At 65.5% G+C, this 20,358-nt stretch carries 28 protein-coding genes and 3 tRNA genes; 9 read left to right on the plus strand and 22 right to left on the minus strand.

Features of this window, described 5'->3' with window-relative positions:
* Window positions 1–273: 273 nt before the first annotated feature.
* Genes xerC through OG474_RS19980 form a run of 13 tightly spaced genes read right to left on the minus strand, consistent with a single transcriptional unit; the run spans window position 274 to window position 7,735 of the window.
* The gene (gene xerC / locus OG474_RS19920) at window positions 274–1,416 is read right to left on the minus strand and encodes a tyrosine recombinase XerC (RefSeq protein ID WP_405063836.1); all 1,143 of its coding nucleotides are present in this window, start codon (window positions 1,414–1,416) and stop codon (window positions 274–276) included.
* The gene (locus OG474_RS19925; protein ID WP_405063837.1) at window positions 1,416–1,625 is read right to left on the minus strand and encodes an excisionase family DNA-binding protein; all 210 of its coding nucleotides are present in this window, start codon (window positions 1,623–1,625) and stop codon (window positions 1,416–1,418) included. The genes xerC and OG474_RS19925 overlap by 1 nt, the downstream gene beginning before the upstream one ends.
* A gap of 15 nt (window positions 1,626–1,640) precedes the next feature.
* Window positions 1,641–3,314, minus strand: a complete 1,674-nt coding sequence (locus OG474_RS19930) for a replication initiator (RefSeq protein ID WP_405063838.1) — start codon at window positions 3,312–3,314, stop codon at window positions 1,641–1,643.
* Between the two features lie 14 nt (window positions 3,315–3,328).
* Complete coding sequence (locus OG474_RS19935; protein ID WP_405063839.1) at window positions 3,329–3,529, minus strand: hypothetical protein; 201 nt, start codon at window positions 3,527–3,529, stop codon at window positions 3,329–3,331.
* Window positions 3,526–3,783, minus strand: a complete 258-nt coding sequence (locus tag OG474_RS19940; RefSeq protein ID WP_405063840.1) for a hypothetical protein — start codon at window positions 3,781–3,783, stop codon at window positions 3,526–3,528. Before OG474_RS19940 ends, OG474_RS19935 begins: the two co-directional genes overlap by 4 nt.
* Complete coding sequence (locus OG474_RS19945) at window positions 3,780–4,250, minus strand: WhiB family transcriptional regulator (protein WP_405063841.1); 471 nt, start codon at window positions 4,248–4,250, stop codon at window positions 3,780–3,782. Before OG474_RS19945 ends, OG474_RS19940 begins: the two co-directional genes overlap by 4 nt.
* A complete protein-coding gene (locus OG474_RS19950; RefSeq protein WP_405063842.1) occupies window positions 4,247–5,695 on the minus strand; it encodes an FtsK/SpoIIIE domain-containing protein in 1,449 nt (482 codons plus the stop codon). Before OG474_RS19950 ends, OG474_RS19945 begins: the two co-directional genes overlap by 4 nt.
* Window positions 5,695–5,970, minus strand: coding sequence for a hypothetical protein (locus OG474_RS19955; protein ID WP_405063843.1), 276 nt, complete (start codon window positions 5,968–5,970; stop codon window positions 5,695–5,697). The genes OG474_RS19950 and OG474_RS19955 overlap by 1 nt, the downstream gene beginning before the upstream one ends.
* Before the next feature lie 6 nt (window positions 5,971–5,976).
* Window positions 5,977–6,249, minus strand: coding sequence for a hypothetical protein (locus OG474_RS19960; protein WP_405063844.1), 273 nt, complete (start codon window positions 6,247–6,249; stop codon window positions 5,977–5,979).
* Window positions 6,249–6,515 carry a hypothetical protein gene (locus tag OG474_RS19965; protein ID WP_405063845.1) on the minus strand — a complete coding sequence of 89 codons (267 nt, stop codon included), beginning with the start codon at window positions 6,513–6,515 and terminating at the stop codon, window positions 6,249–6,251. Before OG474_RS19965 ends, OG474_RS19960 begins: the two co-directional genes overlap by 1 nt.
* Before the next feature lies 1 nt (window position 6,516).
* A complete protein-coding gene (locus tag OG474_RS19970) occupies window positions 6,517–6,768 on the minus strand; it encodes a hypothetical protein (protein WP_405063846.1) in 252 nt (83 codons plus the stop codon).
* Complete coding sequence (locus OG474_RS19975) at window positions 6,768–7,280, minus strand: hypothetical protein (RefSeq protein ID WP_405063847.1); 513 nt, start codon at window positions 7,278–7,280, stop codon at window positions 6,768–6,770. Before OG474_RS19975 ends, OG474_RS19970 begins: the two co-directional genes overlap by 1 nt.
* A 2-nt stretch (window positions 7,281–7,282) precedes the next feature.
* A complete protein-coding gene (locus OG474_RS19980) occupies window positions 7,283–7,735 on the minus strand; it encodes a plasmid replication, integration and excision activator (protein WP_405063848.1) in 453 nt (150 codons plus the stop codon).
* Between the two features lie 130 nt (window positions 7,736–7,865).
* Here OG474_RS19980 and OG474_RS19985 point away from each other — a divergent pair, with 130 nt between their 5' ends.
* The 5 genes from OG474_RS19985 (at window position 7,866) to OG474_RS20005 (ending at window position 10,943) form a co-directional block, all read left to right on the plus strand.
* On the plus strand, window positions 7,866–8,654 hold the full coding sequence (locus OG474_RS19985; protein WP_405063849.1) for a GntR family transcriptional regulator: 789 nt from the start codon (window positions 7,866–7,868) through the stop codon (window positions 8,652–8,654).
* Entirely contained in the window at window positions 8,651–9,274 is a 624-nt protein-coding gene (locus OG474_RS19990) for a GNAT family N-acetyltransferase (protein ID WP_405063850.1), read from the plus strand. Before OG474_RS19985 ends, OG474_RS19990 begins: the two co-directional genes overlap by 4 nt.
* Window positions 9,275–9,378: 104 nt before the next feature.
* The gene (locus OG474_RS19995; RefSeq protein WP_405063851.1) at window positions 9,379–9,573 is read left to right on the plus strand and encodes a hypothetical protein; all 195 of its coding nucleotides are present in this window, start codon (window positions 9,379–9,381) and stop codon (window positions 9,571–9,573) included.
* A gap of 13 nt (window positions 9,574–9,586) precedes the next feature.
* Window positions 9,587–10,105: a DUF6879 family protein gene (locus OG474_RS20000; RefSeq protein WP_405063852.1), complete on the plus strand. Its 519-nt coding sequence runs from the start codon at window positions 9,587–9,589 to the stop codon at window positions 10,103–10,105.
* A complete protein-coding gene (locus tag OG474_RS20005) occupies window positions 10,086–10,943 on the plus strand; it encodes a helix-turn-helix domain-containing protein (RefSeq protein ID WP_405063853.1) in 858 nt (285 codons plus the stop codon). The genes OG474_RS20000 and OG474_RS20005 overlap by 20 nt, the downstream gene beginning before the upstream one ends.
* 337 nt (window positions 10,944–11,280) lie before the next feature.
* On the opposite strand, the gene OG474_RS20010 is transcribed toward OG474_RS20005, so the two are convergent.
* From OG474_RS20010 to OG474_RS20025, 4 genes are all read right to left on the minus strand, one after another.
* A complete protein-coding gene (locus tag OG474_RS20010) occupies window positions 11,281–12,108 on the minus strand; it encodes a hypothetical protein (protein WP_405063854.1) in 828 nt (275 codons plus the stop codon).
* Window positions 12,109–12,642: 534 nt separating this feature from the next.
* Window positions 12,643–12,715 (minus strand) — tRNA-Phe (locus OG474_RS20015).
* A gap of 45 nt (window positions 12,716–12,760) precedes the next feature.
* Window positions 12,761–12,837, minus strand: a tRNA-Asp gene (locus OG474_RS20020).
* Window positions 12,838–12,896: 59 nt separating this feature from the next.
* A tRNA-Glu gene (locus OG474_RS20025) sits at window positions 12,897–12,969 on the minus strand.
* A gap of 94 nt (window positions 12,970–13,063) precedes the next feature.
* Here OG474_RS20025 and OG474_RS20030 point away from each other — a divergent pair.
* A complete protein-coding gene (locus OG474_RS20030) occupies window positions 13,064–13,414 on the plus strand; it encodes a metallopeptidase family protein (RefSeq protein ID WP_405063855.1) in 351 nt (116 codons plus the stop codon).
* Between the two features lie 54 nt (window positions 13,415–13,468).
* On the opposite strand, the gene OG474_RS20035 is transcribed toward OG474_RS20030, so the two are convergent.
* Window positions 13,469–14,197 (minus strand): polyprenol monophosphomannose synthase, encoded by a 729-nt coding sequence (locus OG474_RS20035; RefSeq protein ID WP_405063856.1) that lies wholly within the window; start codon window positions 14,195–14,197, stop codon window positions 13,469–13,471.
* A 118-nt stretch (window positions 14,198–14,315) separates the two neighbouring features.
* The gene (locus tag OG474_RS20040) at window positions 14,316–14,699 is read right to left on the minus strand and encodes an STAS domain-containing protein (RefSeq protein WP_405063857.1); all 384 of its coding nucleotides are present in this window, start codon (window positions 14,697–14,699) and stop codon (window positions 14,316–14,318) included.
* Window positions 14,700–14,932: 233 nt separating this feature from the next.
* Between OG474_RS20040 and OG474_RS20045 the strand changes: the two genes are divergently transcribed.
* Genes OG474_RS20045 through OG474_RS20055 form a run of 3 tightly spaced genes read left to right on the plus strand, consistent with a single transcriptional unit; the run spans window position 14,933 to window position 17,304 of the window.
* Window positions 14,933–15,676, plus strand: coding sequence for an SDR family oxidoreductase (locus OG474_RS20045; protein WP_405063858.1), 744 nt, complete (start codon window positions 14,933–14,935; stop codon window positions 15,674–15,676).
* Entirely contained in the window at window positions 15,673–16,446 is a 774-nt protein-coding gene (locus OG474_RS20050) for a DNA alkylation repair protein (RefSeq protein ID WP_405063859.1), read from the plus strand. Before OG474_RS20045 ends, OG474_RS20050 begins: the two co-directional genes overlap by 4 nt.
* Window positions 16,447–16,503: 57 nt before the next feature.
* Window positions 16,504–17,304 (plus strand): M23 family metallopeptidase, encoded by an 801-nt coding sequence (locus OG474_RS20055; protein WP_405063860.1) that lies wholly within the window; start codon window positions 16,504–16,506, stop codon window positions 17,302–17,304.
* Here the strand turns inward: OG474_RS20055 and OG474_RS20060 are convergent.
* The 3 genes from OG474_RS20060 to OG474_RS20070 all read right to left on the minus strand — a co-directional run bounded on the left by OG474_RS20060 (window position 17,235) and on the right by OG474_RS20070 (window position 20,357).
* On the minus strand, window positions 17,235–18,068 hold the full coding sequence (locus OG474_RS20060; protein WP_405063861.1) for a type II CAAX prenyl endopeptidase Rce1 family protein: 834 nt from the start codon (window positions 18,066–18,068) through the stop codon (window positions 17,235–17,237). The two genes, OG474_RS20055 and OG474_RS20060, sit on opposite strands and share 70 nt — an antisense overlap.
* Before the next feature lie 96 nt (window positions 18,069–18,164).
* Window positions 18,165–19,631, minus strand: coding sequence for an MFS transporter (locus OG474_RS20065; protein ID WP_405063862.1), 1,467 nt, complete (start codon window positions 19,629–19,631; stop codon window positions 18,165–18,167).
* Between the two features lie 36 nt (window positions 19,632–19,667).
* On the minus strand, window positions 19,668–20,357 hold the full coding sequence (locus OG474_RS20070; protein ID WP_405063863.1) for a hypothetical protein: 690 nt from the start codon (window positions 20,355–20,357) through the stop codon (window positions 19,668–19,670).
* Window position 20,358 lies beyond the last annotated feature (1 nt).

Raw genomic sequence — 20,358 nt, forward strand, 5'->3', positions numbered from 1 at the left:
GGGTTCTTGTCACCCACTCGGTGGACGGGCTTGCGGTGCGGTTCGCCCCTCCGCACGTCTGTACCGACAACGAGGCCCGCCTTCTAGCTGAGCCGCCCGGCGAGCGGTAGCGGGCGCGAGCGGGCTAGGGCAAAAGAAAAACCCTCACCGGTTAGGGAGAGGGTGAAGGTGGTCAGGGGCGGTCTCGAACCGCCGACCTTCCGCTTTTCAGGCGCGCACATAACCGCAGGTCAGAGGCCACTTTCGAGTTAGGCGTGCACTCCGTGTGCAACATCAGTCGATCTTGATCGTCTTGGGGAGCCGGGCCGCCGAGCCGTTCTCCGCGATCTCGCTCAGCGCCTTGGCAACCTCCTTGTCTCGGCCCTCAACGGCGTGGATGTACCGCTGAGCAGCTACGGCCGTGGAGTGGCCGGCGCGCTTCATCAGGTCCACGGTGCTCGCTCCCGACGCGGCGGCCAGACTCTGACCGGTATGACGCAGGTCATGGAACGTCAGGGTCAGTCCGACCTTCTCGCGGGCGCGAACGAATGCCTGATAGATGGCATTGCCCCGCATCCGGTTTCCGTCCTTCCCGATGAAGAAGAACTCAGGCCCGGCGAACTCGTCGGCGTGCGCGATGAGTAGCGGCCAGACGTGCGGAGGGACAGAGACCTCACGCTTGCCAGCCTGAGTCTTCGGGTCCTTCTCGAACTTCTTCGGCGATTCGAGCAGCTCGACCCAATTCTTCCGTACCCAGACCTCTTTGTGCTCGGTGTCGATATCCGCCGTACGGAGCGCGCACACCTCGCCACGTCGCAACGTGCACCAGGCGGCCACCGCCACTACGGCGCGGTACCTCGGGGTGATCGCTTCAATGAGCTTCGCGACCTGATCCGGTGTCGCAATGGGTCGCTCGGATGCCTTGTCCGCACCTGCCCCCGGGATCTGGCACGGATTCTTGACGATCGCCTCATCTCGAACCGCAGCGTTCATCACCGCCCGCAGGAACCGATATGACTGTGCGATCGAAGTCTTACCGCCCTTGCCTTTGCGAGCCTTCGAGTACCACTTGCGCACGATGGGCGGCGTGATGGTCTTCAGCGGCATGTCTAGGAGGTCGACCATGTGCAGTCGCATGTTGCGGCGGCAGGTCTCTGCCCAGCGCTCCCCGACCTCTTCGTTCTCATCGAGGTAGTCCTCTGCGTATTGCCGAAAGGGAACCTTGCCCAGCGCCTCATCCTGCCAAGCTCCGCTGCTCAGGTCAGCCTCAACCTTGTTCAACCAGCGGTCAGCATCACGATCTGTCTTGAACGGTGCGGGAGCTGTCTGCCGGATGCCAGTGCGGCCGATGTACGACGCCTGAAACTTGCCGGATGGCAACTCTCGAATGGAGCCGAAGTCGCGACGAGGCTTCTTGCCCTTCTTCGCCTCAGCCATCACGCCACCGCCCGGCCGGCACTCCAGCGAACCTCGATCGGGTCGACCGTCTGCTCTGCGATATATGCCGTCAGCACGTCCTCGGGGATTCGCACATGACGACCCACACGGACGAAGTGGATTCGACGCTCCTCGATGAGGCGCCGCGGGAACCGTTGAGTGGTGCCCAGTACGTCAGCGGCCTGGGCGACCGTCAGTAGCTTTCTCACTGCCTTGCTCCCCGTCTATGCCGCCGAGCTGGCGGTCAGCTGGTCAGTTGCCGAAGTGGTGTTGTCGGGTGGTGGCGTGCCGTCGCGGGCGCGTTGTTTGGCGTGCTCGTATTGCTCGCGCCAGCGGATGCGTTTGGTGATGCTGTAGGCGAGGACTTCTTTCTGAGTTGGTGCGTCCTCGTCGCCGGGCCGGACTGGTGTCCAGATGAACCGCGGTTGGTCGTCGTCGCTGGTGGTCTGGGTGACCGACATGGCGGTTTGGTCGTCCATGTCGACACCGGCAGCGGCGAGGGTTTGGCGGATGACTTCGGCGCGGTCGGCTCGGTGGTCGGTCAGGGTTTTGCCGGTCCACTGACGCGAGACCAGGACGCGGCGGCCGCCGAGGCCGAGGTGTGCTCGGTCGTGTGCCTTGCTGTCGCACTCGCCGGGCATGAGGTTGCCGTCAGCATCTTTGGGCGTGATGCCGTACAGGAGCCAGTTCCCGCAGGTCGGCGAGCAAGGCAGGTGCTTGACGTGATCGTGGAGCCGGTTGAGGTGTTCGTACTGGGCCGGGTGCAGCTCGGCGGGGTCTTCGCCGTAGGTCTCCCCGATGGCCTTGCCGAGGTACTTGGTGAGGTAGCCGATCGCGCGGCTGACCTTGTTCTCGGAGTCGGCGACGATGCCTTGGTAGTCGACCTGTTCACCGAACCGGACAACGTGCGCGGGTTGTGCTGCGGGATCAGCGGCGAGGTCGTCCAAGGCGTCGTCCCAGGTGGGCAGCAGAACGCCAGTGGTGGGGTCGATGAACCGTTCGGCGTCCTCGTCCCACACGGGCAACTCGTTGCCGGTATCGCCGCCGTAGAGGAGTTCGTCATGCTGCGGCCACCACACTTGGTGGTAGGTGGCGGCGACGACCTTGCGGACGAGGTCACGCGGCACGGTTCCCCGGACAGCCATGTGCAGGTGCGGGGCCAGGCGCTTCTGTGGCTCGACCACGGCGAAGTACTGGGCTTTGTATCCGGCGCAGCGGCGCAGGTTCTGCACGAAGCGGTCGACGCCCTTGGAGAAGTGGAGCGCGTCGAGTGCGGCGCGTCGGTAGTCGTAGGTCGACGGGTTGACCGGCGTCGACAGGATCGGCGAATCCGAGCTGTGGTGGACTCCGCACGAGCAGGGCTTGAGCTCGCCTTTTACCCGGTAGGGCATGCGGTGGGTCGCGCCGTAGGAGTCGAGGGTGAGCGTGAGGAACATCGACGGCCGGTAGGTCTTGCCGTCCGGGGTCCGGAACGTCGTACCGATGGTGCGCTTGTCCATCGGAAGCCGCGGGAGGTCGGGTGCGTCTTGCCGGCGGCGGGTCGATCGGACGCGGCGCGAGGACTCGTCATCGCCGGTCTCGTCCGGAGTCTCTTCCGGCTCGTCTTCGTCGTCGGGGAGTTCGGGATCGTCGGTGGGCTCGAGTTCGGTGTCTCGGTGCCAGCCTTCGCGGCACTGCTGCATCCGCAGTCGGCGGTTCGCCTGTGCGCAGGGAGGGCATTTGGTGGTGAGCGTCGAGCCGCAGGAGACGCCGACGATTCGCTCAGTGCCAGTCTCGGTGTCGATGACGCGGTTCAGGATCGGGCGTACACAGACGCCGTTGGTGATGGCGAGGTCTTGCACTACGTCGAGCGGGAAGCGGTCCAGCGTGATCTTGTGACGGGTCGTGGTGCCGGTCATTCTGGACCACCTCCTTACCGGTCTGGATCCGGCTCGGTCTGCTCGGATCGGTCGTATCTGTGGGGAATGCGGGCGGTGAGGTAGCAGCGGACGCCCGGAGATCCGCGGTTCGTGAAGAGCTGACCCGAGCCGTCGAGCTGGAACACCACGGCAAGGACCTTGACCATGACCTCGATCTGTTCAGGGTCGCCGGACAGACGAAGCTGAACGTTCATGACCGGGTCGCCCAGTCGGCGAAGGCGCGGCCGACGATCCCGTGCGCGCAGGCTTGGCACCACCGCAGCAACGGCCGATCGTTGATGGTGACCACGATGTGTGGCTCACCCGGGATGATCAGGCCGTCGCAGTCGGCGGCGTCGATGCTCGCGGCCATCCGGGTGCAGATGTAGGCATCCGGATCTCCGATGACGAACTCGTGGTGGGCGTCGACCTGGACGCCGTCGGTGATCCGGAAGCCGAAGGTGGTCATGCTGCCGTCCTCTGGTCGCGGCGGGCAGGGAAGAGCTTGACTGGGTCGAGCTCCTTGGGACCGGGTGTCCACTCGGTGCAGCAGGCAGCCGGTCGGGCGGTACGGGTTCGTTCGACCCAGTACGGCGAAAGGTCGGCCAAGCGGGTGGTGATGGCTTCACGCTCGGACTCGGTGGTGCCGCCCCAGACGCCTTGCTCGTCGTTGAGCAGTGCCGATGCGAGGCAGGCCCGCCGTACCGGACACGAGCCGCACACGCGCTGTGTGGCCTTCTTCTGTTCGGCGGGCTTGTCGCTGTAGAACGCTGGGTCCTCGGTGGTCTTGCAGGCCGCACGGTCGTGCCAGTCGCGGGTGATCCAGCGGTTGACCACGACTCGCATCGCCAGGGACAGCCGCGGAATGATCGGCAGTTCGAGTTGGCCGGCGGATTGGGGCTTGGGGTTGCTGACGAGTCGCAGTGAGGTGGTCATGCGGCTTCACCGCTCTCGATCACTTCGCCGTCGACGGTGTTCGGGTTGAACAGGGTCACGCCGTCGAGCGAGGAAGCTTCGATCGCGCCGTGCGGGCTGTAAGAGACCGCCATCTCTCGGATTGCGTCATCGGTCATGTAGGCGGACCGGACCCGAACGGGCTCGCGTTTGCCTTCCTGTACGACGTACGCGACGCCCGGCATGGATTCGGGGATGCGTTCGCACTCCGCGCCCAGGTCATGAGCGCCTTCACCGAGTGCCATCTCAACCTGAGCTTCGTTGTCGAGGCGCATCGCGATCTTGACCGAGAACAGCTCGCGCCACGTCACCACGTCCTTGGTCACCAGCAGCGAGGTAGCGAAGACGGCGAATCCCGGGGCGCGGCCCTTGCCGAGCAGCCGACCGAGCGCGACATCGATGCGTGCGGACAGCTGGCGGCCTTGCGTGCCCGGCAGCAGGACGGTGAGCTGCATCAGCTCGTCGATGATGACCAGGACGAACGGGGTTTCCCGGCTCGCGGTGAACTTGCGTGCCTTGCCTCGCAGCAGCTTCGTTCGCTCATCGAGGTAGTCGGCGTCCTCTTCGAGCAGTTCGGCCATCGCGGAGTAGTCGTCGGCTTCGTACCGGTCGAACAGCTCGCGGCCGAACTCCAGTTCCATGCCGCCCTTGGGGTCGAGTCCGTGGACCACGACGAGACCGGCGCGGATGTACGGCGCGAGTGCCCACAGCAGCGACCACAGAACCGAGGACTTACCAGCACCGGACACACCGCAGACGAAGATGTGCCGATCAACGACCTTGAGCCGCCACGGCGTACCGTCCTCGCAGTAGCCGAGGATCAGGCCGTCCAGGTCCTTGACCCGCAGCTGGGTCGGGTGCGGGAACGGGGAGATCGTCTTGCGCAGCGGGTCAGCGGTGTAGAAGTCCACCCATACGCGGCCCGGGGCGACCTCGCGGACTGCGACCCGGCGGGCATTCGCGGCGTGGCGCAGATCCGGCACCGCGTCGGCTACCTGAGTCGTGCGGACACCGAGCGGTAGATCCAGGAGGACCGAGTCCACACAGCCGGTGGAGCGGACCTTGAGGATCCGCGGCCGCAGGATCCAGCCCGTCATCTCGTTGGTGACCGACATGCCCAGGCGGCCCATCCAGAACCACCACCGCGGCGCGTAGAAGAACCACCGCCGATACCAAGCCTTGCCCCGGTACACGATCTGATTGCGGAACGAGATCCGCCACCACATTGCCCACCCCGCGAGCACTGCGACCAAAAGGCCGGCAACTCCGATCGGACCAGCCCAACCCCGTGTGAACCCGTAGACCATCACGGTGGGGACCAGGAGCAGCGGCACCATCACGCCCGGATGCCGAAGCAGTGAGGCCGCCATCCGGCCATGCGGGAAATCGCCGGTGGCCTTGCGTCCTTCCTTGATCTTGCTGCCCATCAGTTGCGTCCTCTCTCGTGCTTGGCGAACCGCCGCTGAACCTGCAGCAGGTTTGCCGAGGCGTTTTCGAGTGCCGTCATCGCGCCGGTAGCGCCCGTGGCGGCGTCGGGATCCGGGACCGAGGCCAGGACCTTTGTCGTCTTGGCGAGCTGGGATCGTGCGTCGTCCAGCTCGTTCATCAGGAGACGGATTTTGTGCATCGCCTCCAGGTCGTTCGTCACGTCGAGGGCTCGCGCCCACTGGTCCAGGAACCGGCGTCTACCTGCAATCGCCATGACTCATCAGCCCCTCTCGTGTACTGCGAATCCGCGCAGCGCCTCACCCACGGCGAACACCGCCAGGTCCAACCGGCCCAGAGCCGTAGCCAGCGACCGGCGCACGTCCTCGTTAGGGGCCTTCGACAACGACCGTGCCGCCGTCCTGATCCGGTCCTGCCCATCGAGCAACCGGCCCATCAGCTTGTGCAGCTCCCCCGAGGCGTCCGAGTCGTTCGACACCCCCAGCGCCACCGCCCACGCGTCCAGATCCCGACGCGTCGCAAACAATCCCGCCATCAGTCATCACCCCTCTCATGCGAGACGAACCGCATCTCGATCGCCTTTACTCGGCTCCACAGCTCCAGGCCGATGTCATGACCGACGGACAAAGCCGCCGTCAGATCCGGGTCCGGCGCATTCACAAGCGACCGTTCGACATCCAGCGACGCGAGCGCCAGATTGACCAGCCGCTGCCGCAGCCGGACCAGCTCGGACAGAGCCGCGAGGTCATTGGTCGCGCCGAGGACCTTCGCCCACCGGTCCAGCTCCTTGCGGCCCGACATCTCAGAGCCCCCGCTCGTGTAGCAGGAAGTCCCGCTTGACCCAGAACAACCGCTCGTTCGCGGCGTCGAACCGGTCGGCAGCCCGAGCCGCCAATCCCCGCTCGTCCAGGCCGCGCAGCCGGTCGCAGATCTGGGCGTACTGGTCTTGCAGTTCCTTGGTCAGCCGCTCCAGCTGAGCGAGCCGATGGATTGCCGCGTCGTCATCACTGACACCCAGCGCGACCGCCCACGCATCCAGATCGCGCCGAGCCATTACAACCAGCCCTCGGCGTACAGAACCCGACTACCCGGACGGCAATCGGCCGGCACGTTGTCTTCCTCCTGGTCGTCGCCGTAGTCGTCGTCATCCAGCGGGTTGTCTTCAACGGTGGGGTCGTCGTGACGCTCCCAGGCCGTACCCGGGCTGGAGACGACCACGGGGACGAAGGGAACCGGCTCGTCGATCAGTTGCTCTAGGCACTGGTCGTGATCGTGCTCGTTCCACTCCAGGGATCCGAGCACATCGACGAACCGGCAGGGCTCCCCGTTGGGAAGGAGCCCCAGCTCACCCGCGAGCTCCTTGCGAGCCTGTTCGACCATGTCTCCCAGACCATCCAGGACCGTGAGATCCCGGACGAAGAGGCTGATGGTCTCCAAGCCGTCGCCGATGTCGAGCGTCATCCACGGGCTCCCGCCGGGAGAGGTGAACAACTTCTTCCTCAAGGCGGTGTGCTCATCCATGTGGACATGGATGGTGACCGCCGCCGCAGCCGAGTTGCGCGCCACGATCAGGCCGCCTTGTCGTTCGACGCCACACGCTGACCCGGCATCGACTTCGGTGCCTTCACACCCGTTGCCCGGAACGACCAGCCTTGACGAGCGCGGCACCGGTGGCCTCTGCCGTTCTCCGGGCCGGTGCACGAGCGGGTGTCGACCCACGGTGCGGCCGTCATGCCTTCCAGCTCGATCGGGGTGAACGGCAGACCCGGCAGCGACTCCGGGAGCACCGGCTGAACGTCGGCCAGCAGCCGGATCACGATCGTCCGGTCCGCCTTCTTGGCGTCCGGGTCGGGGTCCATGACCTCGACCTTCCAAACGAGCTGCTCGGTCTCCTTGTCCCGAGCCTGCACGGGGCGGTCCTTGGATGACCGCTCGAAGTCGAGTTCCGGCTCAACCGGGCTGACGGCGTACAGGCCGTACGGGAAGGCCAGGCCGAACTGCACCATCACTCTGCGGGGCATACCCATGGTTCTTCCTCCACTACGATGTGTGTTGTACCAACCTTTGGAACATCACCAACCATAGGCACGCATTAGGAGGAGGTCAAGAGGAATGGCACCATTTGTTGGAACAACCTTGGAAGGACGCCGCATGGCCCAGTCGGATCCCCTCTACCAGCGCATCGCGAGCGACCTCCGCGATCAGATCCGGACCGGCGCGTTAAAGGCCGGCGAACGCCTCCCGACTGAGGCGGAGCTCCGCGACCAGTACGACGTATCGCGGAACACCGTTCGGCTCGCCCTGGGTGTCCTCCAGAACGAAGGCATGATCAGCAGCACGCAGGGCAGAGGCACTGTCGTCCGTGAGCAGATGATGCTCACCTATCACGCAGCCTGGGCGGAGAGCCGCGACCGGCTAGCCAGTGACCAGACCGACGCCTTCAACGCCGAGATGCGGGACCAAGGCCGCAAGGGCGAGTACCGCGACTTCGAGATGCGCATGAAGTCCGCTAGCCCCGAGTTGGCCGCCCGCCTCCAGGTCGAAGAGGGTGACGCGCTGGTCTCGCGCGCGATCACGCGTTACGTCGACGGGCAGCCGTTCAGCCTCCAGGACAGCTACTACCCGATGGACATCGCTCAGGAGTGCGGTCTGCTCACTCCGCACGACGTGCCCGGCGGTGTCATCCGCGCGATGGCAGCGAAGGGGCACACCGAGATCGGGTATGTGGACGAGCTGACCACCCGCATGCCCCGCCCGGACGAAGCCCGCAAGCTCGGACTGAACACGGGTACGCCGGTTCTCGTCTACATCCGCACGACGTACAGCGATACGAGACCGCTGCGACTGACGCTCACAATCTTTGCCGGAGACCGCAATCGTGTGGTCTACGAGATCGGTGATCTGAAGGCGCTACCTCGCGAGAACGGAGCTGAGTCGTGATCGTCGAACAGGCCACGATCGCGGACCTACCAAGCATCCTCGCGATGCGTACCGAGGCCAGCGAATGGCTCGCCAAGCGAGGCATCAGTCAGTGGGCCGTCGCCTGGCCGAACCCGGAAGCTCAGTCGGAGCGCATCCTCCGCAGCATTCGCGCAGGAGAGACGTGGATGGTCCGAACCGACGCAGGTGACACTGCCGCCACGGTTGCGCTCGACTCGTTCTCTGACCCGCAGCTCTGGACACCCGACGAGCAGGCCGAACCAGCGATGTACCTCCACCGGCTAATCGTTCGCCGGAAGTACTCCGGTCTCGGAGACGACGTCATCGACTGGGCATGCGATCGCGCGGGCAAGCTCGGCAATCGGTGGGTGCGCATCGATGTTTGGACTGACAATGTCGGCCTCCATCGCTACTACGAGAACCGCGGTTTCAAGCACGTCCGGACTCTTGATCTCGCGGACTACCCCTCAGGTGCTTTGTTCCAGCGGCCAGCGACCGAGTGGCGCAGTGAAACTCCTCGGGTACTCGCCGAGCAGCCCGAGACGCTACCGACGAAGCGGAGCCTATTCGAGCCCTTCGAGCGCGCCTTGTGGCCTGTACTTCAAGAAGCGCCCATCTGACGAAGTCGTCGCGCAACTTCCCGCAACTCCGCTGACACGCAACGACGAGTAACTGCAGACTCGACAGAGCAAGTTCAAGCAACCACGGAAAGCAGGGGATCAGTATGAAGCTCACACTCGTAGCAGGAGACCCGCAGTCCCGTCCGGACAACAGCCCGACCCTGTACAAGACCGACCGGGGGAGCTGGGTCGTGCAGGGTTGGGTCGTCGATGACCCCGAAGCACTCGCGGCGCTGAATGTGCCGGCCGGAGAGACCGTCGTGGAGATCCCGGACCGCATGATCCAGTTCTTCCAGTAGAGGCGCGGCTCAAGTGGAAGAGATCAGCGAAGACGACTTCGGACAGCTGTTGAGGTCGTTCAACCGGTCGTCGCTGCATCTTGAGACCCGTGACGCCTACGGCACAGAGATTGAGCTGCCGCACATGGCTAGGTGGGCGGCCGGTGAGACGGATGACTTCGAATGGCTCAAGAGCTACTGCGAGAGGCTCCGAGCCCACAGGGCCGCCGGTCGCATCGTGCATCGGGCGATGATCGTGTCCGAACCGCTCAGCGACTATCAGCGCTGGGCATACAGCACTACGCAGCCGCTGGTTGATGCGGGCGAGGATCTTCGCTGGGTTCCGAGGCGGCGTGTCTCGGAGGTCTGCATCCCTGGCAACGACTTCTACCTTTTTGACGATGAGCGAGCGGTGTTTCTGCACTACGCAGGATCAGGCATGAACACTGCCTTCACAACCACAACCGATGCCGCCGTAGTGGCGATGTGCCGAGACGCCTTTGCGCGTGTCTGGGCTCTGGCAATTCCGCACAGTGACTACAAACCCGAGTAGTTCAGCCAGGAAAGCGCAGGAGGCGTTAGGGATACGCCTGCGAGACCTGCGCATGGATGCAGGGCTGACCGGTCGCGAGCTAGCAGCCGCGACCGGTTGGCATTTCACCCGGATCAGCAAACTTGAGCACGGTGTGCAGACGCCCACCGATCAGGACATACGCACGTGGTGTGCTGCCTGCCGTGCCGAGGATCAAACCGCGGACTTGATCGTGCAGTCCCGGGCCGTCACCTCGATGTACATGGAGTGGCGTCGCAGAACGCGTGCTGGCATGAAGCAGCTGATGCTCTCGGGCGTACCTCTGTACGAGCGCACCAAGCGCTTCCGGATCTACGAGCTAAACGTCATCCCCGGCTTGTTTCAGACCGCCGACTACGCTCGCGCGATGCTCGCCGTGTGGATCGAGTTCCTAGAGGCGCACGACGACCTTGACGCCGCAGTCGCCGCGAAGATGGCAAGGCAGTCGGTCATCTACGACGGCACCAAAACCTTCGCTGTCCTCTTGGAGGAAGCCTCCCTGAGGACATGGTCCGGCAACGGTCACACGATGCTCGCCCAGCTCGACCGGCTGCTGTCGGTCATGACGTTGCCCAACGTTTCGCTCGGCATCCTGCCAGCCATGATCGAACGTCAGGCGGTGGGCTCCGCAGGCTTCTGGATCTTCGACGAAACCAGCGTTGCTCTCGAAACGCCAACCGCCAGCATCGAGGTAACCCAGCCTCAGGAGATTGGCCTCTACGCCCGGATGTTCGAACAGATGAGCCGAGCAGCGGTCTACGGGCGTGAAGCGCGCGCAATCATCATCCGCGTGCAATCCGAGATCGACGAGAGCAACTGAGCGCAACTGTCTATCCCCAGCCCGGGCGACCTTCCTAGCGTTGAACCATGACCTCAGCACGACTCGCAGAAACCTTCGGTGTCGAGTGGAGCGGCGAGCCGACTCCGCCGAAGCCCAGCGGACTCGGTTGGCCAACGCTCCGACCAACCGAACGCTGCGACGGCGAGAATCCCATGACCGGGAGACCATGCATCAACGGTTGCCACAAGGGCTACCACCGCGACGGCCTCGGCGCGGAGTGGCTTGATGAGTAGCGCCGAGCCGTCCGCCTGGTGAGCACACCTAGCAGGCGGATCGGTGCGCGGCCCCTGTATTCGCGCCGTCCTGCCGCATCTCGTCAGACCAGATCGAATGCGCCACTGACGCCGAACTGCACAAGGGAGGCCGCAAGGTGAACCGCGGCGCGGGCCTCATCCGCCGTCTCCACACGCGTAGGGTTTGCGCCGCCGTGACGCGAAGTCTGGCCATCCCACAGCATCCGCATCATCGAGAGCACTGTCTCCACGCCGTCCGCGTTCTTGCCGGCAATCGCGAACTTCCACTTAGACGGCTTCGCTGCGATGTCTCGAATCATCGTGCCAAGTGTTTGTACGGAATTCTGCGGTGCCACCCTAGACGCCATCGCTGACTCAACGGCCTTGACCGCCTCGCTGTACGCCTTGGTTGGATCCGGGTTCCTGCCATAGGCCTCGTTCCACGCAGTGGCGAGATGCTCGCCCGCTGACCCACTCGCTGCGTTCACCGCCTCTTGGACCACTTCCTTGACCCCAGGGGCCAGCCGTTCCTGCAAGCCATCCCAATCCGGGTTGACGACGTATGCCGAGTTGGCCCTGGTCAACAGGTCGGCGAGATCTTCTCCGCTGCCGTTGTCCCAGCCGTGGCGCTCAAGCAGTTGCTCAACCACATCGAGCATGCGGGTCGGCTGATCGCTGCACCAGGCCATCAGAGACCTCAGCTTCTGCGGGCCGGTGTCGCCTGCGAAGTGGGTTCGGAGGTCAACCGCCAACTTCTCCATGCGATCCGCATCGACCAATCCGCGGCCACCTCGGAGAGCCAGACTGCCCGCAATCCAGTTCCAGAGCGGTTGCGTTAGGTGGTCGGGTACGTCAACAAATGGATCTTCAAGTGCACGCGCAGCTTTACGTTGTCCGGGTGTCCATGCCACAGCGCAAACGATAGGCCCAAATTCCGCCCCTGATACCAGCCGACGAGTTGTCTACTGCCGGATTGACCTCTTATGGATCAAGGGCGCGCCCGCTGGGCGCGCCGCCGGACCGGGCCGCGCCCGCGCCCTCCGGCCGAACCACGTCCCGTCCCGGCGGCGCAGCGGGCGGCCTATTCCAAGGGTTACTACGGGCCGTCAGCGGGGGAGTCGATCCGGGCTTTCGCGAAGCCGTGTCTTCCATCGACTCGTCACTCGGCGGCCGGCCGAAATCTCGCAGCCGGTGTGCATGTGCTCCGGGGCCGCCCCGAAGAAGTTGGCCGCCGTATGTCGTTGCGCTGTCGATAGAGGCGCGGGCCCTGCGGCAAGACAGCGATGTGAGCTGAACGACAAAACGGCCCGTCCTCGTGAAGAGGATGGGCCGTTGTAGGTCATGCGATCCGCGTGCAACATCCGTGCAACTACGAATGGTCTTTCAAGGGGTTTCACGGGGACTCACAGTCGAGCCAGATAGGCCCGATTCACGCTCAATGAAGGTGGTCAGGGGCGGTCTCGAACCGCCGACCTTCCGCTTTTCAGGCGGACGCTCTACCAGCTGAGCTACCTGACCGGGGAGAAAATTTGGCGGCGGTGATTTCTCACCGCCGCCTTCTCCTGGCGACCCAGACGGGACTCGAACCCGCGACCTCCGCCGTGACAGGGCGGCACGCTAACCAACTGCGCTACTGGGCCAGGTTTCTCGAAGATCTTACAGCATCCTCGAGGTGGTTCTGACACTGGTCTTTCGACCGTATCCCCAACGGGATTCGAACCCGCGTTACCGCCTTGAAAGGGCAGCGTCCTAGGCCACTAGACGATGGGGACTGGGACCCGCGGGAGCCGAAGCTCCAGGGACAGCCGTAAGCATAGAGGACAGTTCGCCGACTGCCAAAACGAGATACCTGCCTAGGCTGGGGGTGTGATCGAGATGACTCGCGCGGACTTCGAGGTGCTGGTGGCCGAGGCGCTGGACGAGGTGCCGGGGGAGTTGGCGGCACTGATCGACAACGTGGCGATTTTTGTGGAGGACGAGCCGCCCGCGGGGGAGCCGGAGCTGCTGGGGATCTACGAGGGGATCCCGTTGACGGAGCGGGGGCACTTCTACGGCGGGGTGCTGCCGGACCGGATCACGATCTACCGGAATCCGACGCTGCGGATGTGCGAGACGGTGGAGGACGTGGTGGATGAGGTGAACATCACGGTGGTGCACGAGATCGCGCACCACTTCGGGATCGACGACGCCCGGTTGCACGAGCTGGGCTACGGCTGAGGGCACGCCAGAACCGCCGTACGGCGCAACAGGCCGTACGGCGGTGAAAGACAATCAGGAGCGGCTGAAGAGCAGCTTCCAGGGCATCAGGGCGGACTCGAGCTGGACCCGGAAGCTCATCTTGGAGACACCCTCGGTGCGCTCCTCGAAGTGGATCGGGACCTCGGCGATGCGCAGGCCGCGCTTCACGGTGCGGTAGTTCATCTCGACCTGGAACGAGTAGCCGTTGCTCTCGATCGAGGCGACGTCGATCCAGCGCAGGGTGTCGGCCTTCCAGGCCTTGAAGCCGGCGGTGGCGTCCTTCACATGCAGCCGCAGCAGGGCGTTCACGTAGAAGTTGGCCCAGGCCGAGAGTGCCCGGCGGTGCCAGCCCCACTCGGCGGCCGCGGAGCCGCCCTCGACGTACCGGGAGCCGATCACGAGGCCGGCGTCGGTGGTGCGCAGGGTCTCGACCATCTGCGGGATGACCGAGGCGGGGTGCGAGAGGTCCGCGTCCATCTGGATGACGATGTCGGCGCCTTCGTCCAGCGCGCGGGTGATCCCGGCGATGTACGCGCGGCCGAGGCCGTCCTTGGTGGTGCGGTGCAGGACGCCGACCTTCTCCGGCGACTCCTTCGCCAGCTCGTCGGCGACGTCACCCGTACCGTCCGGGGAGTTGTCGTCGACGACCAGAAGCTCCAGTCCGGGCAGGTTCAGGTCGGACAGCAGCCCGGCCAGGACGGGCAGGTTCTCCCGCTCGTTGTAGGTCGGTACGACGATCACGATCTTGGCTAAGTCACCCATGACATTCCTTCTTCGGGGATACCGGACGCTACCGCATCCAACGGGCGACCCCCTGAACCCGGTACGCCGAGTTGCCAACGGCAACCCAACGGCAACCTGAAGAAGAACGCGGGCGAAGTCACAGTACGGCGAGCGCCTCCGTCGTCGAGGCGAAGATCTGGAACTGTCCCCCCAGCCCGGTGACCGACAGCGGCCGGTCGACCGGACGGCCGACGCCGACCAGTGCCAGGGTGATGTTGTGCCGTCCGGCCAGCGTCCGGGCCTCGACCAGGTTGCCCAGGCCGGCGGAGCTGAGGAAGGTGACCGCGGAGACGTCGATCAGCACCAGCCGGGCCGGTGGTGCGACGGCGGCCCGGATCGACTCGGAGGCGAAGTCGGTGGTGGCGATGTCGATCTCACCGGACAACCGGACGAGCAGGACCCCTGCTTCCAGCTCTGTGGTCACCGCGTCGAAGGTGGTTCTGATCATGTCGCCGTCCCGCGGCTCAGGCTGGCTTGTCACGCCGATTTCTCCCCCGGGTAGCCCCGCACCGCCGGTCCGTCCTGACGGGTTGAACTGCCCTGGCCCAACCGTATGCCCCGACGCCTGAACGTCACAACGCTTGCTCAAGGGATGACCTCGGAGCGTGACCTGCCCGATGTCAGCGCTGCCGGTGAAAGTCAAGCTCTGCAGCGACGACGCGGACTGTCCGCGCCGGGTGGTAGACAAAGAGGACTCCGGCGGAAGGAACGGCAATGGGCGTACTCGACGGCAAGGCAGCTCTCGTCACCGGCGGGTCGCGGGGCATCGGAAAGGCGATCGTGCGGCGCCTGGCCGCGGACGGCGCGGTCGTCACGTTCACCTATTTGAACAGTGAATCGAAGGCGGCCGACGTGGTTGCCGAGGTGAAGGCGGCCGGCGGCCAGGCGATCGCCGTGCAGTCCGACCAGGCCGATGTGTCGGCGGTGCCCGAGTTGTTCGAGCGGGCCGCGGAGCCGACCGGCACGCTGGACATCTTCGTCTGCAACGCGGCGCTGGCCACGATCGTGCCGATCGCCGATGTCACCGAGAGTGTGTACGACGAGTTGTTCGCGACCAACCTGCGTGGTCCGTTCTTCGCGATCCAGCGCGCCGCCGAGGTCCTGCCGGACCATGGCCGGGTGATCGCGCTCTCGACCCTCAACACCGCCATGCCGATGCCGAACGTCGCCCTGTACGCCGCGAGCAAGGCAGCGCTCGAGCAGTTCATGAAGATCGCCGCCCGGGAGTACGGCGCCCGCGGGATCACTTTCAACTCGGTCTCCCCGGGCGCGACCGAGACCGAGATGTTCCACGACAACAACCCGCCCGAGATCCAGCAGCTGCTGATCAGCTTCACGGCCCTGGCCCGGGTGGGCCAACCGGCGGACATCGCGGACGTCGTCGCCTTCCTGGCCGGCCCCGACAGCCGCTGGCTCACCGGTCAGAACCTGCGGGTCGGCGGCGGCCTGATCGTATGACCGCCGCAAACCCAACCGCCGCAAACTCAACCCCCGCAAACTCAACCCCCGCAACCCCGGCCGCCGCGACCCTGACCGCGGCCGCGCTGCTCGCCGAGATCGACGCGGTGGCCGATCCCCAGGTCGCCGAGGTCCTGGAGCGCTACTTCCAGCTGCAACCCGGCGGCTACGGGTACGGCGATCAGATGGTCGGCGTCAAGCTCTCGACCATCCGCGACCTGCTCAAGCCGTACCGCAAAGCGTCCGTCCCCCTGGAAGAGCTCGAGCAAGCGCTGACCAGCCCGATCCACGAGCATCGCCTCGCAGTCCTCTGCCTGCTTGCAGATCGGGCCGCGAAGGAGAGCGCCGAGATCTACGAGCTCTATCTGCGCAGTACGGCGTACATCAACAACTGGGACCTCGTCGACTGCAGCGCCCCGGAGATCGTCGGCGGCTACCTGTTCGACAAGCCGCGCGACGTCCTGGAGACCCTGGTCCGCTCGGAGTCCCTGTGGGAGCGCCGCATCGCCCTGGTCGCGACCCACTGGTTCATCAGGCGCGGTCAGACCGAGGACATCTACCACCTCGCCCCCGAGGTCTTCAACGATCGCGAGGACCTCATCCACAAAGCGGCCGGCTGGATGCTGCGCGAGGCCGGCAAGCGGGTCTCGGAGGAGGAGCTCCGGGAGTTCCTCGACGAGCATGCCCCGGCGATGCCGCGGACGATGCTGCGTTATGCGATCGAGCGGCTGCCGGCCGACGTCCGCGCGCAGTACCGCGCACAGCGCTAACCTTCAGCCAGGGTCGAAAGGACTGCTTCGCCGGTACGACGAACCTACCCTGAGCCCATGAAGCTCATCCGTCTTGCTTTGCTGGCGATTCTGGTCGCCGCCGGACTGGCCGCCGTACCGACAACGGCCATGGCCGCGCCTGCCTTCCAGATGCCGATCCCCTGCGGGTTGCGCTGGACCACCGCCAGCCACAGCGGCCACGCGAGCCAGTGGATGATCGACATGGTCGATCTCGGTGGGAACACCCGCGGTACGCCGGTCCTCGCGTCCGCCGGCGGCACGGTCAGCGCCTCGCTGAACTCGTCGACCGGCGGTCAGATGGTCGTGATCGACCACGGCGACGGCTGGCAGACCCGTTACCTGCACATGGATCGCCGTGATGTTGCCGTCGGCAACACTGTCGACCAGGGCACGCAGCTGGGCATCGTCGGCAGCACCGGCGACAGCAGCGGACCGCACCTGCACTTCGAGCAGAAGCTCAACAACGTTGTCCAGCAGGCCTCGTTCAACGGGCACGCCGTCCCGCTGACCTGGTCGTACGGCGAGCACTTCGAGACCAGCGCGAACTGCGGCGCCGGCGACGGCAAGTTCTGGGTCGACACCTTCGCCAACGCTCCGGGGTACGCCAACCCGGGCGAAGGCGCCAGCACCGGCACCTTGAACAAGGGCACGAGCTACGTCTTCTGCCGGCAGTGGGGTCCCGAGGTCCGGGTCGGCTCGTCGTTCAACCATTGGTGGCTGAAGACCGACCTCGACTCCGGCCCGAAGAACCAGTGGGTCTCGGCCTACTACCTGTCGCGCTGGGGCAACGACGAGGCCAAGGACAACGCGGGCCGCGATATCAAGGACTGCACGTAGTAGCCGACCGCAGCGAGCACCAGGTACGCCGGGACGAGCAGCAGCACGTCCTGGCTGACCAGGTTCGCTGACCAGCCGGCGTCCCGTTCGGCTCCGTCGACGGTCAACCGGTTCACGGTGAGGAAGGTCAGGTGCGTCGCGACACTGGCCCACAGTGAACCGGTGGCCGCGCGGGCGGCGACGAGCGTGAACCCGAAGATCGTCAGCAGGAACACGTACGACACCGGATCCTGCCCAGGCGGCACGAGACTCAGCTCCTGGGTGTCCAGCTCGAAGATGGTGCCGAGCACCAACTGCACCGCGGAAGCGATCCCCGGCACGAGCAGAAACAGCACCGTGGTCCCAAGAGCGGCGAGAAATCCGCGGTACCGCGATCGCAGCGCAGTCCAGGTATGACCGCGCAGACTCAGCTCCTCGGGCAATGCCTCAAGCAGCAGCGCGATGATCGTATTCGTCAGCAGGAAGAGCAGCACGCGATGCGGCTCGAACTTCCCCCAGCTGATCCACCCGGCGAGCGTGCCCGCGCCCAGCACCAGAACCGCGCTGCCGCCAGTCACGACGAACCCGCTGAGCAGGCCGCGTGCCGCATTCCGTAGGCCTAGCTCCTGGCTCCGCCGGAACGGCCGGATGAGCAGGACGGCGACCACAAAACACACCATCGCCGGCAGGAACCGGTTGTGCACCGCCTCCGACACCGTGATCGAGCACCCCAGCGCGAACCCCATCGCCACGGCTCCGAACGCCGCGCGCCACCACACCAACACCTTGAACCTCCCCAGGTCGATTCGCCTCGACTATATCGCACGACCGTGTCAAAACAAACACAGTTTTGTCGACATGTCGCTGCGACAGCGCGAGTGCTAGCGCGGTGCGTGCGTGTACGGCGGCGCCTCCAACGCGCAATGCCGATGATGCGGAAGGTGCACCAGGCGACGAGTCCCATCTCCGAGCGTGGTCCACGCAACAACCGCACCCATCGCGGCAAGCACCGCGGAGATGAGCAGCGCCCGGTGAAACCCATTGCTGAAGGCAACGGGATTCCGGTACGACTCCCCGGTGATCCCCGCCGCCATCGGAATCGCGGCGACCGCCATCAGCTGGGCCGATCGCGCCACCGTGTTGTTGACCCCAGACGCTATTCCAGCATGGTGATCCTCAACCGACGACAGCACAGTCGCCGTCAGCGGTGCCACTGTCGACACCAAACCCAATCCCAGTACGACGACCGCCGGCAGCACCGCGGTGACGTAGTGAGCGCCAGGCGAGATCCGCAGCATCAGCAGGAACCCGCCCGCCATCAGCAACGGCCCGACCGTCATCGGTATTCGCGCCCCGATCTTCTCCGCCAGCCCACCCGCATATCCGGAGAGGGTGAACATCAGCGCGGTCATTGGTAGCAACGACGCCCCGGCCCACACCGCGGCGTACCCAAGGGCTGTTTGGAAGTAGACGACGACCAGGAAGGTCGCCGTCCCGAGGGCGCCGTAGACGACCACGGTGACCAGATTCGCACCCGTGAAGCGGCGGTTCGCGAAGATGCCAGGTGGCAGCATCGGATGCGAGCTGCGTCGTTCGACAAAGACGAAGGCCACGAACGCCAGCAGCCCGATCACCAGGCTAGCCAGCACTGACGCACTTCCGAACCCGCCGGAGCCGGCCTGGATCAACCCGAACGTGAACCCGGCCAGGCCGATCGTGGCCAGGGCCGCGCCGCTGAGGTCGAGCTTGCCGGCCATGGTCTCGTCCCGGGTCTCCGGCACATGCCGCAGTGTCACCAGGACGGTGACAAGCGCGATCGGCGCGTTGATCAGGAAGATCAACCGCCACGATCCACTGTCCACCAAGGTGCCACCGACGAACGGCCCGACCGCGGCCGCGACCGAGGTGAGCCCGGACCAGGTGCCGACCGCCTTGCCCCGGTCGCCCGGCGCGAAGGTGGTCTGCAAAATCGCCAGACTGCCCGGCGTGAGCAATGCGCCGCCGATGCCCTGCAGCACGCGGCCCGCGACCATCACCTCAAGCGACGGTGCGAACGTGCAGATCATCGATGCGACCGCGAACCAGCTCACGCCGATCACATACATCCGCCGTCGGCCGAGCCGGTCGCCGAGCGAACCGCTGAGCAGAATCAGCGACGCCAGCATCAGCATGTAGCCGTTGATGATCCACTGCAGCCCGGCCATGTCGGCGCCGAGATCCTCGCCCATCCTCGGCAGTGCGACATTCACCACCGTGCCGTCGAGGAACGCCATCCCTGATCCGAGCGCCGTGGCTGCCAGCACCCAGCGCCCACGCGCGGTCCCCAACGCGATCCGTTCCTCCGCCATGGACCAACGGTAAGCGTCCCCACGGACAGAACGTCGTCAGGGCAGGTCGAACTGGATCACCACCAGCGCCTGCGAGACCGGGATGTCCGGCCGGATCGTCAGATTGGGCGGATCGCCCACCGCGCAACGGGTCTCGGTGAGCAGCGGACAGACCGCGTTCAGCAGCCCGGACGCGACGGAAACGGTGGTCGGCAACGTGTCCTCAGCCGGCGCGATGAGCGGTCGCAACGCAGCCGCCGCCCGCTGCGGCCTTTGCGGCGTACGGCGAACTGTCGTCCCCGTCAGCCGATAGGTCAACCGAAGCTTCGTGGCCGGTGTCGTCAGCGGCATGTCCCGCGTGGTCTCGACCGTGCTCGCATCCAGCGCCACGACAGTATCGTCCGCCAGCAACTGCAGATCGGACGCTCGCGGTGCCGTCTTCGTCATCAAGCCCGGCAGCAACTCCCCGGAGGTCGGGACCTGCATCTGCAGCGTGTCGGCCGGCTCCGGCAGCACCACATCCTCGACCACGTCGAACGACCCATCCGCCCGCGGTACGGCGACCAGTCGGATCCCCGGTGTGGTCACGCCCGGCCCCGGCGTCTCGGAGCTGGACTGGCCGGGCGGTGGAATGGCGATGGTGTCGTCGGCCCCCGGACTCGGACCAACCGGATCGGGTCCGCCGGAACATCCACCGAGCGCCAGGATCAGCACAGCCGCGAGCACCACCTGCCTGCGATGCGGCATC

Origin of the sequence: Kribbella sp. NBC_01505 (genome assembly GCF_045040285.1) — a bacterium.
Taxonomy (GTDB): domain Bacteria; phylum Actinomycetota; class Actinomycetes; order Propionibacteriales; family Kribbellaceae; genus Kribbella.